The organism is Streptomyces sp. NPDC098781, from assembly GCF_044759995.1.
GTDB lineage: Bacteria > Actinomycetota > Actinomycetes > Streptomycetales > Streptomycetaceae > Streptomyces.
In genome coordinates, this window is record NZ_JBIWAK010000004.1 from 563,769 (window position 1) to 579,916 (window position 16,148).

Annotated in this window: 13 protein-coding genes, 2 tRNA genes and 1 pseudogene; 6 read left to right on the top strand and 10 right to left on the bottom strand. The window is 70.3% G+C overall.

Features of this window, described 5'->3' with window-relative positions:
* Window positions 1–68 precede the first annotated feature (68 nt).
* The 3 genes and pseudogenes from ACIQWG_RS19465 (at window position 69) to ACIQWG_RS19475 (ending at window position 2,881) form a co-directional block, all read left to right on the top strand.
* A pseudogene (locus tag ACIQWG_RS19465) lies at window positions 69–867 on the top strand (ABC transporter ATP-binding protein).
* Window positions 864–1,727 (top strand): ABC transporter permease, encoded by an 864-nt coding sequence (locus ACIQWG_RS19470; RefSeq protein ID WP_404097053.1) that lies wholly within the window; start codon window positions 864–866, stop codon window positions 1,725–1,727. Before ACIQWG_RS19465 ends, ACIQWG_RS19470 begins: the two are co-directional and overlap by 4 nt.
* Window positions 1,724–2,881, top strand: coding sequence for an ABC transporter substrate-binding protein (locus ACIQWG_RS19475; protein ID WP_404097056.1), 1,158 nt, complete (start codon window positions 1,724–1,726; stop codon window positions 2,879–2,881). Before ACIQWG_RS19470 ends, ACIQWG_RS19475 begins: the two co-directional genes overlap by 4 nt.
* Window positions 2,882–2,930: 49 nt before the next feature.
* Here the strand turns inward: ACIQWG_RS19475 and ACIQWG_RS19480 are convergent.
* The 4 genes from ACIQWG_RS19480 to ACIQWG_RS19495 all read right to left on the bottom strand — a co-directional run bounded on the left by ACIQWG_RS19480 (window position 2,931) and on the right by ACIQWG_RS19495 (window position 8,374).
* Window positions 2,931–3,004 (bottom strand) — tRNA-Met (locus ACIQWG_RS19480).
* Between the two features lie 101 nt (window positions 3,005–3,105).
* Window positions 3,106–5,046, bottom strand: coding sequence for a sel1 repeat family protein (locus ACIQWG_RS19485; RefSeq protein ID WP_404097059.1), 1,941 nt, complete (start codon window positions 5,044–5,046; stop codon window positions 3,106–3,108).
* A 229-nt stretch (window positions 5,047–5,275) separates the two neighbouring features.
* A tRNA-Met gene (locus ACIQWG_RS19490) sits at window positions 5,276–5,349 on the bottom strand.
* A 58-nt stretch (window positions 5,350–5,407) separates the two neighbouring features.
* Window positions 5,408–8,374, bottom strand: a complete 2,967-nt coding sequence (locus tag ACIQWG_RS19495) for a UPF0182 family protein (protein WP_404097733.1) — start codon at window positions 8,372–8,374, stop codon at window positions 5,408–5,410.
* A 166-nt stretch (window positions 8,375–8,540) separates the two neighbouring features.
* On the opposite strand from ACIQWG_RS19495, the gene ACIQWG_RS19500 reads away from it, so the two are divergent.
* Window positions 8,541–9,083: a PPA1309 family protein gene (locus tag ACIQWG_RS19500; protein ID WP_404097062.1), complete on the top strand. Its 543-nt coding sequence runs from the start codon at window positions 8,541–8,543 to the stop codon at window positions 9,081–9,083.
* A gap of 136 nt (window positions 9,084–9,219) precedes the next feature.
* Here ACIQWG_RS19500 and ACIQWG_RS19505 read toward each other — a convergent pair whose 3' ends face one another.
* The 4 genes from ACIQWG_RS19505 to ACIQWG_RS19520 form a co-directional block, all read right to left on the bottom strand.
* Window positions 9,220–10,317, bottom strand: a complete 1,098-nt coding sequence (locus ACIQWG_RS19505; RefSeq protein ID WP_404097065.1) for a PDZ domain-containing protein — start codon at window positions 10,315–10,317, stop codon at window positions 9,220–9,222.
* A 62-nt stretch (window positions 10,318–10,379) separates the two neighbouring features.
* The gene (locus tag ACIQWG_RS19510; RefSeq protein WP_187284300.1) at window positions 10,380–10,544 is read right to left on the bottom strand and encodes a hypothetical protein; all 165 of its coding nucleotides are present in this window, start codon (window positions 10,542–10,544) and stop codon (window positions 10,380–10,382) included.
* A 142-nt stretch (window positions 10,545–10,686) separates the two neighbouring features.
* Window positions 10,687–11,148 carry a molybdenum cofactor biosynthesis protein MoaE gene (locus tag ACIQWG_RS19515; RefSeq protein ID WP_404097069.1) on the bottom strand — a complete coding sequence of 154 codons (462 nt, stop codon included), beginning with the start codon at window positions 11,146–11,148 and terminating at the stop codon, window positions 10,687–10,689.
* Window positions 11,149–11,258: 110 nt separating this feature from the next.
* Window positions 11,259–12,377: an SDR family oxidoreductase gene (locus ACIQWG_RS19520; protein WP_404097072.1), complete on the bottom strand. Its 1,119-nt coding sequence runs from the start codon at window positions 12,375–12,377 to the stop codon at window positions 11,259–11,261.
* A gap of 192 nt (window positions 12,378–12,569) precedes the next feature.
* Here ACIQWG_RS19520 and ACIQWG_RS19525 point away from each other — a divergent pair, with 192 nt between their 5' ends.
* Window positions 12,570–14,018, top strand: coding sequence for a zinc-dependent metalloprotease (locus ACIQWG_RS19525; protein WP_404097075.1), 1,449 nt, complete (start codon window positions 12,570–12,572; stop codon window positions 14,016–14,018).
* On the top strand, window positions 14,015–14,530 hold the full coding sequence (locus ACIQWG_RS19530) for an NUDIX hydrolase (protein ID WP_404097078.1): 516 nt from the start codon (window positions 14,015–14,017) through the stop codon (window positions 14,528–14,530). The genes ACIQWG_RS19525 and ACIQWG_RS19530 overlap by 4 nt, the downstream gene beginning before the upstream one ends.
* 161 nt (window positions 14,531–14,691) lie before the next feature.
* Here the strand turns inward: ACIQWG_RS19530 and ACIQWG_RS19535 are convergent, their stop codons facing one another.
* Complete coding sequence (locus ACIQWG_RS19535; protein WP_404097081.1) at window positions 14,692–15,447, bottom strand: AIM24 family protein; 756 nt, start codon at window positions 15,445–15,447, stop codon at window positions 14,692–14,694.
* A gap of 19 nt (window positions 15,448–15,466) precedes the next feature.
* Window positions 15,467–16,147 carry an AIM24 family protein gene (locus tag ACIQWG_RS19540; RefSeq protein WP_404097084.1) on the bottom strand — a complete coding sequence of 227 codons (681 nt, stop codon included), beginning with the start codon at window positions 16,145–16,147 and terminating at the stop codon, window positions 15,467–15,469.
* Between the last annotated feature and the right edge of the window lies 1 nt (window position 16,148).

The following is a 16,148-nucleotide window of genomic DNA, read 5'->3' on the forward strand; positions in this document are numbered from 1 at the left end:
CAGCCACTCCTACGTCACCACCCGTACGTCACCCACACGTCCGTTCCGCACTCCGCGAGGAGACCGAAGTGGGAGAGCCGTATCCAAAACTCACCGCCCATGACCTGACCCGCGTCTTCGGCCGAACCCCCCACACGGTCCACGCGCTGGGCCCCCTCGACCTGGCCGTCGCGCCCGGCGAGTTCGTCTGTGTCGTCGGCCCTTCCGGCTGCGGCAAGTCGACCCTGCTACGGATCGCCGCGGGCCTGCTCCGCCCCAGCACCGGCACCCTTCGGATCCGCACCACCGACCGGCGCCCGGCGGCCATGATCTTCCAGGACTACGGCATCTACGACTGGAAGACCGTCCGCGCGAACGTCCGCTTCGGCCTGGACATCCAGCGCGTCCCGCGCCGCGAGGCGAACGCCCGCGCCGGCGACTGGCTGGCCCGCATGGGCCTGTCGGACTTCGCGGACGCCTACCCGGCCGCCCTCTCCGGCGGTATGCGCTGGGGGTCCCCCCAGGCCCTTTAGGCACTGGGGGAGCGTGGCCATCGCCCGCGCTCTGGCCGTGGAGCCCGAACTCCTGCTGATGGACGAGCCCTTCGCGGCCCTGGACGCCCAGCTCCGCACGATCCTCCAGGACGAACTCCTGGACCTCACCCAGACACTGCGGACCACCACGCTGTTCATCACCCACAGCCTGGAGGAGGCCATCGTCCTCGGCGACCGGGTGCTGGTCATGTCCGCCCGGCCGGGCCGGATCATCGCCGAGCACCGCCCGCCCTTCCCGCGCCCGCGCACCGGCGACATTCGCGCCACCCCCGAGTTCACCGGGCTGAGGAGCGAACTGTGGGACCTGCTGCGGAAGGAGGCCGTACCGGCATGACGACTCTCACCAAGCCCCCCGCCGAGTCGGTCCTGGTCCGCCGCCCCGGCCCACGGGAACTCCACCCCGCCCGCACCCACCGGCGAAGGCGCGCCCTGGAGATGTCCCTGGCACTCGCGGTCCCCGTCTCTCTCCTCCTGCTGTGGCAACTGGCCGCGACGCAGGCCTGGATCGACGACCGCGTCTACCCGGCCCCGTCCACGATCCTCGCCGACGGCTGGGACCGGGCCGCGGCGGGCGATCTCTGGCCGGACGTGTGGGCGACGCTGAAGCGGGTCCTGGCGGGCTATGCGGCCGGCACGGCGGCGGGCTACGCCCTGGGCCTGCTGATGGGCTCCCTGTCCCTGGTACGAGCGGCCCTCGAACCCCTGCTGGACGCGCTGTACGTCGTACCGAAGCTCGCCCTGCTGCCCGTCTTCCTGAACATGTTCGGACTGGGCGAGGGCCCGCAGGTGGCACTCGTGGCGACGACCGTGTTCTTCTTCGTCTGGATCTCCACCATGTCCGCGGTGATGTCCGTCCCCGCCGGCCACCGCGACGCCGGCCACGTGTTCGGCGCCTCCCCCTGGCAGATGTTCCGCCATGTCCTGCTCCCGGCGTCGCTCCCTGCCGTCCTGGTGGGCGCGCGGATCGCGGCGGGCGTCGCGGTCCTGGTCATCGTCGCCTCGGAGCAGATCGCCGCGACGAACGGCCTGGGCCATCTGATCTTCGACTCACGCGCCCTGTTCCAGAACGACGTGATGTTCGTCGGCATCGTCTGTGTCGCGATCCTCGGTGTCCTGTTCTCCGAGCTGATCCGCTTCGCCGGCCGCCTGCTGACGCCCTGGGCACCGAGGGACCGCGGAAGGGGCCAGTCATGAGCGGAAGGCGACACGTGTACGGCGCCCTCCTGGCCGCGGGAGCACTGCTGGCGGCGTCGGCGTGCTCCTCGCCGAACGAGTCGGACTCCTCGTCGGACGCGGCCGGCGCCGGCCGCACCATCCGCCCGGTCGAGGGCTGCGGCGCGACTTCCTGGACGGACCCGGCGAACCTCGCGCCGACCCGCACTCCGGCCCGCTGCCGACCCGGAGCCCCTCCCGCACGGCCCCTGCGCGAGCCCCGCAAGCTGACGATAGCGACGGGGACGCTCAGCGCCGAGTACGTGGCACCCCTGCAAGTGGCGCTCGACAAGGGCGAGTTCGAGAAGGAGGGCCTGGACGTCGAGCTGCGGGTCCTGCCCACCCCGGACGCCCTCCCGCTTCTGGCCAAGGGTGACATCGACGCGCTGTGGGCGGCCCCGGAGGCGGCGGTGATGAACGGTCTGCGCGGCGGATTCGACATCAAGTGGGTCGCGGGGAACTTCTCACCGGCCCCCAAGTCGAAGAGCGGCCTGTGGGTCCGCCTGAAGAACGGCGAGACCGCGTCCCATGTCCCCATGGCCGGCCGCAGACTGGGCACGATGATCGGCAAGGGCTCGGTCATCGCGTACCCCATGGAGAAGGCGCTGGAGAAACACGGCGGCGGCCTCGCCGACATCCAGTACCAGCAGCTCGGCTCGGCCGACGTCCTCACGGCCCTTCAGAACGGCGGCGTCGACTCCGCGTGGCTCCTGGACCCGGTGTGGCGCAAGGTCGACGGCAAGCGGGGCTACGCCTACCTGGGCGGCCAGCCGCCCGGCGAGCCCCTGGGCGGCATGCTGTACGGCCGCTCGCTGCTCCAGGACGACGTGGACGCGGGGGTGGCCCTGCTACGGGCCTACATCCGCACGGTGAACTCGTACTTCGCCTCGGACTACAAGCAGGATGCGAGCTTCGTCACATACCTGGCCGAACTCCTCAAGGCGGAGAAGCCGATCCTCGAATCCACCCCGTCCCTGGTCATGGACTGGGAAATCCGCTCCGGCACGACGACCCGCCTCCAGTCGGCCTACGAGTCCCAGGGTGTGACGGAGGGAGAACCCCTGCCTGAGTCACAGACGGTGACCCGCGCCTTCTACGAGGAGGCGATCGGCCACCAGCGGTCCCATCAGCCCTGAAACACACCTAGGGCCGGGACCCTTACGGGTCCCGGCCCTAGGCCATCAGTAGCGGGGACAGGATTTGAACCTGCGACCTCTGGGTTATGAGCCCAGCGAGCTACCGAGCTGCTCCACCCCGCGTCGGTGAACGCAACATTACGTCAACGACGCCGACAGAGGCAAATCGCTTGTCGGGGGTGGGTCGCCGAGCGTGGCGCGGGGGGCCGGTAGCCCCCCGGACGTCACGCCGACAGCTCCTCGCGCAGCGCGTCCCGCAACCGCGCCGCCCGCTCCGCGACCTCTGCCGGCCCCAGCGACACGGCCCGATCGGCCCACCGCTGCCCCTCCGCCAGCTCTCCGCGACGCGCGTAGACCAGGGCCAGCCGCAAAGCCGACCGCCCGTGCCCGGCGTCGGCCGCCCGCGTCCACCACACCGCCGCCTCGGGCTCGCTCCCCTCGCGGGCGAGCAGCAGCCCCAGGTTGAAAGCGCCGTTCCGTGACCCGGCCTCGGCGGCCTCCCGGTACCAGCGAGCCGCCTCCACCACGTCACCCCGAGCCGCGGCCATCATCCCGACCCGCACCTGCGCCCGGCGATGCCCCTGCGTGGCCGCCCGCTCGTACCACTCCTCGCACTCGCTCTTCTCATGGACCTGCTCCCCCAGCTCGTGCTCCGGCTCGGGCGGCCGCCGCGCGTCCAGCACGGTCGCCAGCCGGTAGGCGGCCTCCGCACTGCCACCTCCGGCCGCGCAGCGCAGATGCCGCTCCGCCGCGAGCTCGTCGCCGTCCCGCAGCCGCGCGATCCCGACCTGCAACGCCGCCTCGGTGTGCCCGGCGGCGGCGGCACGCTCGTACCAGCGCAGCGCGGCCCGCTCCTCGCCCCGCCCGGCGTACAGGATCCCCAGGTTGAAGGCGGCGTCCACGCTGCCCGCCTCCGCGGCCTTGGAGAACCAGGGCTCCGCACCCGTCGTGTCCCCGCCCTGGAGCAGCAGGATCGCCAGCGCGTTCGCCGCCTCGCGGTGCCCGGCGTACGCAGCCCGCCGGTACCACTGCTCGGCCTGCGCGGTACGCGTCTGCTCGGCGCAGAGCAGCCCCAGGTTGTAGGCGCCGTTCACATCGCCGGCGTCCATCGCGGCCCGGTACCACCGCTCGGCGGTCTGCGTCTCCCCGCGCTCGGCGTGCAGCGCGCCCAGCGCGTTCGCGGCGTTGCCGTCGCCGTCCTGTGCCGCCCGCAGCCACCACACGGCGGCGCTCTCGGTGTCCCCGGCGTCCCGCAGCAGGAACCCGAGCGCGCAGGCGGCCCGCGCCTCCCCGTCCTTGGCGGACGTCAGGTACCAGCGTCCGGCCTCCTTGAGCTCCCCGCGCTTCTCCAGGATCGCCCCGAGGTGCAGCGCGGCCCTGCGGTGCCCGCGCGCGGCGGCCTGCCGGTACCACTGCCCGGCCTCCTCCAGCAGCGCCTCGATGGCCTCGACACCGTTGTCGTCCCCGTCCTCGCCCGCGGCCGTCGCCTGCCGGTCGATCGCGCGCGCCAGCCGGTACGCGGCCTCCCGGTGGCCACGCTCCGCCGCGGCCCGCATCCACTGCTCGGCGCGGCCGTCGCTGCGGTGCTCCAGCAGATCGGCGAGCGCGTAGGCGCCCAGCGTGTGCCCCTGCTCGGCGGACTGGCGCAGCCAGTACTCGGCGGCGGGCTCGTCGCCGCGCTCGCGGTGGTGCCGTCCCAGCGCGTGCGCCGCCGCGGCCGACCCGGCGACGGCGGCGATCCGCCACCACCCGGCGGCCTCGTCGGCATACCCGCGCTGGTGCAGCAGGACTCCCAGGTTGTTCGCGGCGGCCCGGTCCCCGGCGGCGGTCGCGGCCCGCAGATGCGGCTCGGCTCCGTCGAGATCACCGCGGCGCAGCAGCATGGCGCCGAGGACGCTCATCGCCTCGACGTCACCGGTCTCGGCGGCGAGCCGCTGCCGCGCCTCCTCGGCGGCCTCCCCCGTCTCGTCCTGGTCGGTCGGCCGCCCGAGGACCAAGTCGCCCTCGGGCTGCGAGAGATCACCCACCGGCAGTGCGGCACCGTCCGTCGGTCGCGAGGCGTCGTTTCCCGGCTGCACCAAATCGCCCGTCGGCTGCACAAAGTCGGCAGGCTGCACAAACCGCCCTGTCTCCAACAGAGTTGCCTTGTCCCCCATAACGTCCATCGTCGCACCACCTGCAACCTGGGTACACCTGGTATACCGCAGCCAGTGAGGTCACTTCAGCGTTTTGTCGACATGCCCACAGAGAGACAAGTCAAACACAGATCCCCCAACTCCCCACGGCGGCACGACCGTCCCGCCCCTCGGCACATGCGTTCGCACATCACAAAGGCCCGGATCCTTAAAGGATCCGGGCCTTCGCTGTCGTACGAAACGTGTTCGCCGACTTCAGTAGCGGGGACAGGATTTGAACCTGCGACCTCTGGGTTATGAGCCCAGCGAGCTACCGAGCTGCTCCACCCCGCGCCGTTGTTCTGCAACCGTATCACGGCGCGAGGTGGGCTTTTCGCTCAGCCGCGGGTCCCTAGGTGCCGGTGGGACTGCTGCTCGGGCTCGAACTCGGTTTGGGACTCGCACTCGGGCTCGCACCGCCACCGCCGCTGCCCGCGCCGCCGCCGGTCCTGTCGGCCTGCGACTGCGCGTCCTCGGCCCGTCGGAGCGCGTCCTCAAGGTCCTTCTGCGCCTTGCCGTACGCCTCCCAGTCGCCCTTCTTCAAGGCGTCCTGGCCGGCCTCGAAGGCCTTCTGGGCGTCGTTGAGCGCGTCCTGGACGGTCGGGTTGTTCGACGTCGGCGGAGGCGTGGTGCCGCCGTCGTCGTCGCCCTCGTCCGGTGGCTCGGGGGTCGCGCCCTCCGCTCCGAAGACCTTGTTCAGGGCCTCGCCGAGGGTGTCCTCGAAGGCGGTGGTGCCGCCGTAGGACACCAACACCTTCCGCAGCAGTGGGTACTTGAGCCCGCCACCGCGGACGTAGACCGGCTCCACGTACAGCAGTCCGCCGTCGAGCGGCACCGCCAGCAGGTTGCCGTACTCGACCTCGGAGTCGCCGCCTCTGAGCAGCCTGATGGTCTCGGCGATGTCCTGTTCGGAGTTGAACTGGCTCTGGACCTGACTGGGCCCGTTGACCGTCGTGTTGGTCGGCAGTTTCAGGATTCTGATCTTGCCGTAGTCACCGGTTCCGGCCTCGGCGTCGACGGCCATGAAGGCGCTGAGGTTGTCCCGGCCGTTCGGTGTGAACGTCGTCGTCAACGAGAACGCCTGCGCCGCCTGATCGGGCATCTTCATGCTCAGGTAGTACGGCGGTGTCGCGCTGCCCGACTTGTTCGTCGGGTCGTCCGGCACCTGCCAGACCTCGCTGCCGCTGAGGAACGTCGTGGCGTCCTTCACGTGGTAGCGGGTGAGCAGCTCGCGCTGGACCTTGAACAGGTCCTGCGGGTAGCGCAGATGATCCATCAGCGACTTGGAGATCTCGCTCTTGGGCTCCACCGTGTTCGGGAAGGCCTTCATCCAGGTCTTCAGAACCGGGTCCTTGGTGTCCCACTGGAAGAGCTTGACCTCACCGGTGTAGGCGTCGACCGTCGCCTTCACCGAGTTGCGGATGTAGTTGACCTGGTTCTGCTGGGCCACCACCGCGCGGTTGTCGTTGGTGGCGGTCAGCGAGTCGGCCGTCGTGTCACCGAGGGTCGTACGGGACGAGTACGGATAGCCGTTCGTCGTCGTGTACGCGTCCACGATCCACTGGATACGGCCGTCCACCACCGCCGGATAGGCGTCGCCGTCGATGGTCAGCCATGGGGCGACCGCCTCGACGCGCTCCTTGGGCGTGCGGTTGTACAGGATGCGCGAACCGTCGCCGATGGCGCCCGAGTACAGGATCTGCGGCTCGCCGAACGCCACCGCGTACGCGGCCCGGTTGACCGGGTTGGAGAGGCTGACCCCGCTGTCGGCCTTGTAGCTGTAGGTCTTCTCACCGCTGTCGTCGGAGTAGTCGATCTCCTTCTGGGGACCGCCGACGATCGAGTACATGGTGGTCTTCTCGCCGTAGTAGACCCGCTGTTCGTACGTCCCGAGGTCGCCCTTGGACGGCAGGTCGGACTCGGTGAAGTCGGGGCGGCCCTGGGAGTCGGCGCTGGTGCCCTCGGCGGCGACCACGCCGTAGCCGTGGGTGTAACGGAAGTGGTCGTTGATCCAGTTCCGCTTCGGAATGCCGTTGAGATTGATCTCACGCAGACCGATGACGGTGTCCTGGTCCTTGCCGTCCTTGGCGTACCGGTCGACGTCCAGATTGGTCGGGAACGCGTAGTAGTTCCTGATCTGCTGGAGCTGCTGGAACGTGGGCGAGACGATGTTCGGGTCCAGGATGCGGATGCTCGCCGTGGCGTCGACGTCGTCGCGCAGCTTCGTCTTGTCCTCGGTCTTGCTGGTGCCCGGGTACTCGGTGACCTGGGTGCCGTCGATGCCGTACGCCTCGCGGGTCGCCTTGAGGTTCTTCTCGACGTACGGCGCTTCCTTGGCCTGCTCGTTGGGCTGGACCTGGAACTTCTGCACGATCGCCGGGTACAGGCCGCCGATGAGGATCGCGGAGAGCACCATCAGGCCGAAGCCGATGACGGGCAGCTGCCAGGTGCGCCGCCACAGGGTGGCGAAGAACAGCAGCGCGCAGATCACGGCGATGCAGAACAGGATCGTCTTGGCCGGCAGATAGGCGTTGGCGTCGACGTACCTGAGGCCGGTCCAGTTGTCGGTCGCCTTGAAGTCGCTGGACTTCACCGCGAGTCCGTACCGGTCGAGCCAGTACGCGACCGCCTTCAGGGCGACGAAGATCCCGATGAGGACCGACAGATGGCCGGTGGCGGCGGCCGTGGCGCGCGCACCCGGGCTGCTGATGCGCAGCCCGCCGTACAGGTAGTGGGTGAGCGCGGCGGCGATCACCGAGATGATCGCGGCGGCGAAGCCGAAGCCGAGCAGGAACCGGTACCAGGGCAGGTCGAAGGCGTAGAAGCCGACGTCCAGGTGGAACTGCGGGTCCTTCTCACCGAAGGGCACGCCGTTGACCCACATCAGCCAGGTCCGCCACTGGCTGGAGGCGGACGCACCGGCGATCAGGCCGACCAGGGCGGTGATCGCCAGCAGCAGCCACTTCTTGTACGGCGCGATGCCCATGCGGTAGCGGTCGAGGCTCTGCTGCTCCATCGACATGGCGCTCAGCGGCGGGCGCAGCCGGTGCGCCAGCCAGATGTTGAACCCGACCGCGAGCGCCATCAACAGGCCGAAGACGAAGAAGAGTCCGATCTTCGTCCACAGGGTGGTCGTGAACACCGAGGAGTAGTTGACCGATCGGTACCAGAGCCAGTCGGTCCAGAACCCCGCGAACATGGTGAAGGCCATGCCGAGGACGGCGAGCACGCCCAGTGTCAGGAGCAGGGTCCGGACACGCCGTGACGGACGTCCCACTCTGATCCGTGGCCCGCTGGGGCCTCCGCCGCGGTCCGGCATCTGGAAAGCCAAGGTTCGCACCCCGAAGTTCGCTGTTGGTCTTTGTCAGGCCCGCGTCTTCGTGGACCCCTCGTGGCCCCCCGTGATCGTGGGTCCACACCTATGCAACTTACTCACCCTTTACTCGGTTCCCGATTCCGGCCGGGAACGAGGCAGGATTGTGACCATGTCCAACACTCCCATGGCTGCGAACCCGCTGACCCGGGCCGTCCTCGAGATCGACGAGTACGCCTCCGGCCTCGGCTGGGACCAGCCCGCCCGCCTCTTCGCCCTCGTCGACACCGCACGGCTGCGAGCCCAGGAACCCGGCCTCGCCGCCCAGCTCGGCCTGGGGGACGAGCAGGAGTCCTCCGGCCTGACCCCGATCGAGCAGGACGAACTTCCAACGGGCCAGGCGCTCGACGAGTTCCTCGGCACCATCGCCTGGCCCGACGCCGTGGCCGGCTGCGCGCTCACGGTGGAGCGGCTGATGCTGCCGCCGTCCGCCGAGGCCCAGGTCCCGCAGGGCCTGAGCGGGTCCAAGCTCACGAAGTGGGTGGCGGACCACCCGGACCGTCAGGAGGTCCGCATGACGGTCGCGGTCCTGCGCGACGGCACCCGTGAGTCGGCCCTTCGGCTGCGCGAAAAGGACACCCCGACGGAGGTCCTCACCGGCCCGGAGCTCGTCCCGGGCCTGGCGGAAGCACTGACGGCGACCTTCGCGGACTGAGGTCCTCCGGTACGGCCGCGCGGTCTTCCAGTAGGGCTGCGCGGTCTACCGGTACGGCTGCGCACTCTTCCGGTACGACGACGGGGGCGTCCCTCGGTGTGAGGGGCACCCCCGCTGCCGTACGGATGCCTGCCGCTCAGCTCTTCGTCGTGCACTTCGGCAGGTCGGCGGTGTCGCCGGAGCGGATGTCCTCCATGGCGCCGAGGGCGTCGTCGATGGTGTCGATCTTGACGAGGGTGAGGCCGCCCGGGACGTCCCTGGCGGCGGTCGCGCAGTTGTCCGCGGGGGTGAGGAAGTACTCGGCGCCCTTGTCGCGTGCGGCGATGGTCTTCATCTCGATGCCGCCGATGGGGCCGACCTTGCCGGCGTCGTCGATGGTGCCGGTGCCGGCGACGAACTTGCCGCCGGTGAGGTTGCCGGGGGTGAGCTTGTCGTAGAGGCCGAGCGAGAACATCAGGCCCGCGCTGGGCCCGCCGACGTCGGCGAGCTTGATGTCGATGGTGAACGGGAAGGTGTGGTCGGTCCCGGCGGAGATCCCGACGATGGCGCGCTTGTCGCCGCTGTCGGTGGACTGGGCGGTCCTGATGGTGATCTTCTCGGTCTTCGTCGGCGTCCGGCGCTCCTTCTCCGCGGCGGCCTGCTCCTTGGCGGGCACGATCGTGAAGACGACGTCCTGTCCGGGCTTGTGCTTGGTCACCAGCTCGGCGACGTCCCCGGGCTCCTTGACCGCCGTGCCGTCGACGGCCTTGATCACGTCACCGGCGTGCAGCCTGCCCTCCGCGGGGCTGCCCTTGACGACGGTGGAGACGATCACCCAGCTCTGCACCGGGATGTCCAGCGCCTTCAGGGCGGCGACCTTGGCGCTCTCCTGGGACTGGCTGAACTCCTCGGCGTTCTCCTGGGTGGACTGCTCCTCGGTCTTGCCGTCCGGGTAAAGGGTGTCGTGCGGCACGACCTTGTTGTCGTGCGCGAGCCAGCCGTAGACGGCCTCCACCAGGTTCATCTTGTAGTCGGCGCTGGTGACCCGGACGGTGGTCATGTTGAGGTGCCCGGACGTCGGGTAGGTCTTGCGCCCTGAGATCTGTAGCACCGGCTCACCGTCGTGATCGCCGAGGGTGTTGACGGTCGGCCCCGGGGACATCTCCGCGTACGGCACGGGAATGAACACTCCCGCGCACAGGAGCGCGATCAGCATCAGGGTGGAGGCGAGCATCGTCGCGGTGCGGCGTGGCATGACAAGACAGTACGTGACAGTCCTGTCAGAGCCCCGTCAGGGCCGCCGATCCACCGCTGTGATCAAGTACGCGAGGACGGCTTCTCCATGGCCGCGCGAAAGCGGGCATAGCCGTCGAGCTCAGGGCCGTCGCCCCGGGCCTTGCGAGTGCGGTTGGCCCAACTGCCCCACAGACCGGCAAAGATCGCAGCGACAAGCGGAATCAGCAACCAGGCGAGCGCCGCCATGCCGTCCTCCCAACCCCGATGAGCGACCGCAACTGACTGATCAGCAGATTAACCACTGGCACTGACAACGCTCACGCCAGGGGTGCGGTTACGCAAGCGGAGTGGGGTCGACGGGGTCAGACAGGCCGGGCGGGCAGGCGGATCAGCAGGCTCCGACCCACTCCTCGGTCCCGTCGGAGAACTTCTGGTGCTTCCAGATCGGCACCTCGTGCTTGAGATCGTCGATCAGCTTCCGGCAGGCCTCGAAGGCCTCTCCGCGATGGGGGCAGGAGACGGCGACGACGACGGCGAGATCACCGACGGCGAGGTCCCCGATCCGGTGCACAGCCGCGAGCGCCCGCACCGGGTACTCGGCGACGACCTTCTCGGCGATCCGCCGCATCTCGGCCTCGGCGGTGGGATGGCACGAGTAGCCGAGCTCGTCGACGTCGGCGCCCCCGTCGTGGTTGCGCACCGTGCCCACGAAGAGCGCGGTCCCACCGGCGGCGTCGTCCCCGACGGCCCGGAAGACCTCGTCCAGGGACAGGGCCGTCTCGCGGAGGGCGATGAGCTTGACGGGGTCCTGAGCGCCCTGCTCGCCGGGGTGATCGTTGGTAGGTGCCATGGCCCCATCGTGCCCCACGCGCGCGGGGGCGGGGAATAGCGTCATCGACCGGCACGCGCGTGTGCGGCTTTGGAGCCTCCTACAGCCGCGCGGCCGGAGGAATCGGGGGCTCAGATCCGCCGCCGGGCCTTCCGCGCCCGTCGCACCACCGCCGCCGCGCCCAGCAGCGCCACCGTCGCGCCCGCCGCCCCGGCCGCCGTCGCGTCCTTGCGGCCGAGCCGCCGGCCCGCGACCGTGTGCCTGCCGGAGACCTCGTCCAGGAGTTCGGCGAGCACTTCCTCGTTGGTCCACTGCGGCCGCCAGCCCGCGTCATGCAGCCTGCTGCCGCTCACCACCCACGGGTACATCGTGTAGGCCAGGTCGCCGGCCGGGGAGGGCGTCAGGCCGATGCGGTGCAGCCGGGCAGCCGCGCCCAGCGCGACCGCCGAGGGCAGCTCCATCCGCCGGATTCCGCTGAGCTCCTCGACCTCCTCCTGTTCCAGCCAGCCGTCGCATCCGACGGTGAGTTCCCCGTCGACCTTCTCCAGGACGGCGTACTCCAGGGCGCCGCACAGATCCTCGACATGGCAGAACTGCCAGGCGGGCCGCGAGCCGGCGACCACGAGCAGGCGGGGCGACTCGAAGTACCTGGTCAGCGCGGTGTCGGTGCCGCCGACCAGGATCGCCGGCCGCACCACGGTGACATTGAGTCCGGGGTGCGCCCGGGGCGCCCTGCGCGCGAGGCGCTCGATCTCCAGGAGGTCACCTACGCCGGTGGCCTCCGCCGTGGCGCGCAGTTCCGCGTCCTCGGACAGCGGCAGCTCGTTGTCCGGCAGGGCCCCGTAGACCATCGCCGAGGTGCACAGCACCACCCGGTGGACACCGGCCGCCGCTGCGGCGGTCAGAACGGTCTGCGTCCCCCGAACGTTGTATGCGGTCCGCGCGGCCGGATCCGTCTCCAGATCCAGGTCGAGCGCCAGGTGCACGACCACGTCGGCGCCCCGCAGCTTCTCCGCGATGGCCGGATCCCGCACGTCCAGGATGTGCCACTGCGCCGCCGCACAGTCACCGCGCCGCTCATCGATGGCGATGACCTGCTTGACCTCGTCGGACGCGACCAGCCGCTCCGTGAGCAGCGCACCGATCCCGGACGCGGCGCCGGTCACCGCGACCACGGGGCCGCGCACGCCGCGCGCGGGAGGGGTTGACTGGTTTCGCGCTGCGCGAACCTGCGGATCAGGGGAACTCACCGGGCGTCTCCAGCGGTTGTCTTCAGTACGGACGCGAGTGACGCGTACGTACCAGGTGGCATCCATCCTGCCGCAGGCCGGGAGTCGGCGGAGCACCGAGGCCCGATCGGCTCGCGGTGTCTACGCTGGGTGGTGTTATCGGGCAGTCGTGCCGCCGGCGCCAGCCGGTGGCCTTAACAGCCGAGGAATCCCGTGAGTGACACCCCATTCGGATTCGGCCTTCCGCCGGAGGAGCCGGACGACGGCGACGAGGGCAAGAAGAAGGACCCGCAGAGCGGTGGTGGTCAGGGACCGGCCAACCCGTTCGGTTTCGGCGGGCTGCCCGGTGCCGGTGGCATGGGGGGCGGTGCCGACAATCCGTTCGCAGCCATGTTCGGTTCGCTGAACCCCACCGACCTGGGCGCCGCGTTCCAGCAGCTGGGCCAGATGCTCTCCTACGAGGGCGGCCCGGTGAACTGGGACATGGCCAAGCAGATCGCGCGCCAGACCGTCTCCCAGGGCACCGCCGACGGCACGAAGGACGCGAGCGTCGGCGCCGCCGAGCGCACCGCCGTCCAGGAGGCCGTCCGCCTGGCAGACCTGTGGCTGGACGACGCCACGTCCCTGCCGTCCGGCGCGAGCACCGCCGTGGCGTGGAGCCGCGCGGAGTGGGTCGAGGCGACCCTGCCCGCGTGGCAGGAGCTCGTCGACCCGGTCGCCGAGCGCGTCGGCACCGCCATGGGCGACGTGCTGCCGGAGGAGATGCAGGCCATGGCCGGCCCGCTGATCGGCATGATGCGCTCCATGGGCGGGGCCATGTTCGGCACGCAGATCGGGCAGGCCGTCGGCGTGCTCGCGGGCGAGGTCGTCGGCTCCACCGACATCGGCCTGCCGCTCGGCCCGGCCGGCAAGGCCGCGCTGCTGCCGGTGAACATCGAGGCGTTCGGCAAGGACCTGGGCGTGCCGAAGGAGGAGGTGCGGCTGTATCTCGCCCTGCGCGAGGCGGCCCACCAGCGGCTCTTCGCGCATGTGCCGTGGCTGCGCTCGCACCTGTTCGGCGCGGTCGACGGCTACGCGCGCGGGATCAAGGTCGACACGGCCAAGCTGGAGGACGTCGTCGGCCAGTTCGACCCGCAGAACCCGGAGCAGTTGCAGGACGCGCTCCAGCAGGGCATGTTCCAGCCGGAGGACACCCCGGAGCAGAAGGCCGCTCTGGCTCGTCTGGAGACGGCTCTGGCGCTCGTCGAGGGCTGGGTCGACGCGGTGGTCCACGCCGCCGCCAAGCCGCGTCTGTCGTCCGCCGACGCCCTTCGTGAAACGCTGCGCCGCCGGCGCGCCTCGGGCGGTCCGGCCGAGCAGACGTTCGCCACGCTGATCGGCCTCGAACTCCGCCCGCGCCGCCTGCGCGACGCCTCCCGCCTGTGGGCCTCGCTCACGGACGCGCGCGGCGTCGACGGCCGTGACGCCCTGTGGGCCCACCCGGACATGCTGCCGACGGCCCACGACCTGGACGACCCGGACGGCTTCGTGCACCGCGAGCAGATCGACTTCTCCGAGCTGGACAAGATGCTCGGCGAGGCGGCCGGCGGCTCGGCCGGGAAGCCGGACCTGAAGAAGGACGACGGCTCCGAGGACGACTCCAAGGGCGACGACACCGAGTGAGCCTGTACGACGACGCGGTCCTCGTGCTGAAGGGCTACGAGGACCAGGAGGAGCTGCGGCGTACGTATCTGGAGCACCTGGAGACGCACCCGGACGGCATGTGGAAGGCCTGCGGCGACGGGCACATCACGGCGAGCGCGCTGGTGATCGACCCGTCGCGCGAGCGAGTGCTGCTGACCCTTCACAAGAAGCTGCGGATGTGGCTTCAGATGGGCGGGCACTGCGAACCGTCCGACGACACGCTGGCGGCGGCAGCCCTGCGCGAGGCGACCGAGGAGTCCGGTGTCGTCGGGCTGTCCCTGCTGCCGGGCGGCCCGGTCCGCCTGGACCGCCATCACACGCCGTGCGCCTGGCACCTCGACGTCCAGTACGCGGCACTCGCCCCGGCGGACGCCGTGGAGGCGATCAGCGACGAGTCACTGGACCTGCGCTGGTTCGCCTACGACGAGGTCGCGGACGTGGCGGACGAGTCGGTCGTACGCCTGCTGGAAGCAACCCGCGCCCGCCTGTGAACGCCCAAGGGGCGACCGCGAAAGCCGGTCGCCCCTAGACACAGGCCGCGCGGGCCGCGCCCCAAAAGGGGCGCGAGGAACTGCGCGACCAGCCACCCACAACGGGGCGGCCAGAGGGCGACGCACAGCCCACGAAACCCTCGGCTCGCCCCGCGGAGCGATCAACTCCAGACGTTGCCCTGGTTCTGACCGCGAGCCCCCTGCTGCCCCATGCCGTACTGCGCGGCGAGGCCGGAGCCGATCTGGGCGTTCTGCGGTGGCAGCAGCTCACTGGGCTGGACGAGTGCGTAGCCGGCGCCCATGAAGCTGAGCTCCCAGCCCTCACCGGTGTTGCCCCGGCGGCGCCACACCCCGGAGGAGTGCGTCTGGGCCTGCATCTGCACCCGCAGCGCGGTCGACCAGGCGACGATCGCGTCGGCGTCGCAGTTGACGTACTTGTCGGGCGTCACCTGCATCATCAGCGGCATCCCGGAGGTCATGAGGGCGACCTTGCCGCGGCCGGAGATGTTGAGCTGGTACTTCCCGGAGCCGGAGATGCCGTAGAGGCTGTCCACGGCGATGACCTCGTGATGCAGCGAGGAGTCCATCGCCAGCACATAGCTGCTGTCGACGGTCAGCCCGTCCTGGTCGACGTCCATGACATGGACGTGCTGCTTGAGGTTGGCGAGGTAGACCGTGCCCTGCCCGTGGCAGCGCATGAGGTCCAGGCCCTCCCCGGTGCGCGCACGCGCGCGTCCCTGCTGGTTGCTCTGGTACTCGGCGTCGAACTCGACGAGTCCCTGATAGGCGACCATCGTGCCCTTGCGGGCGAGGATGTCGTCGTGGCCCTCCAGGGCGACGCGGAGCATCTGCTTGTTCTGCAAGCTCCAGCGGTCCTGGGTCTGCTGATCGTTGTAAGCGAAAATCGGGCTCTGCATGGCGTTCTCGTGCTCCCCCTCAGCCCCGGACCCGGAGGCGGTCGGTACTGTCCTCGCTCGGCTGGACGACGACGATGCCCTGGCCGGAGAAGGCCATCTGGTATGCCTCACCGCTGCCCCGGCCGATGAGCGACTGCGCCTTGAAGCTGCGCTTGCCCTTCACCTTGAGGTTCGGGGACCACGCGACCAGCGCGTCCGGGTCGACGTAGGTCTCGTCCTCGCCGCCGCCGCAGTCGACGACGATCGGCTTGCCCCGGGAGGTCAGCGCGACCCAGCCCTGCCCGGAGATCTTGGTGTTCCACAGACCCTGCCCGGCGAACTTCGCAAGGCCCTTGACCCGCTCGACGCCCCACGTCAGGTGCGCGTCGAAGGCAAGCAGGTTGGTGGCGTTGACGGAGATGCCGTCGCCGTTGAGGTTGAGCACGACGACGTTCGCGCCGTAGTCGGCGAGGTACAGCAGGCCGTCACCGGAGCACTTCATCAAGGGCGCGCCTTCGCCGGTCATCCAGTCCTTGGCGATCTGGCGGACGGCGGGCGGGTTGGGCTCGTACTGGACGAAGCCCTCGTAGGCGACCATCGAGCCCACGCGCGCGAGAAGGTCGTTCCCGGTCTGCATGGCGACCTTCAGCATGTGGTTGCCGTGGTTCTCCATGCGCGCGGTGACCGGTGCGGGGGCGTAGCCCGCGAGCGGCTGGTTCATG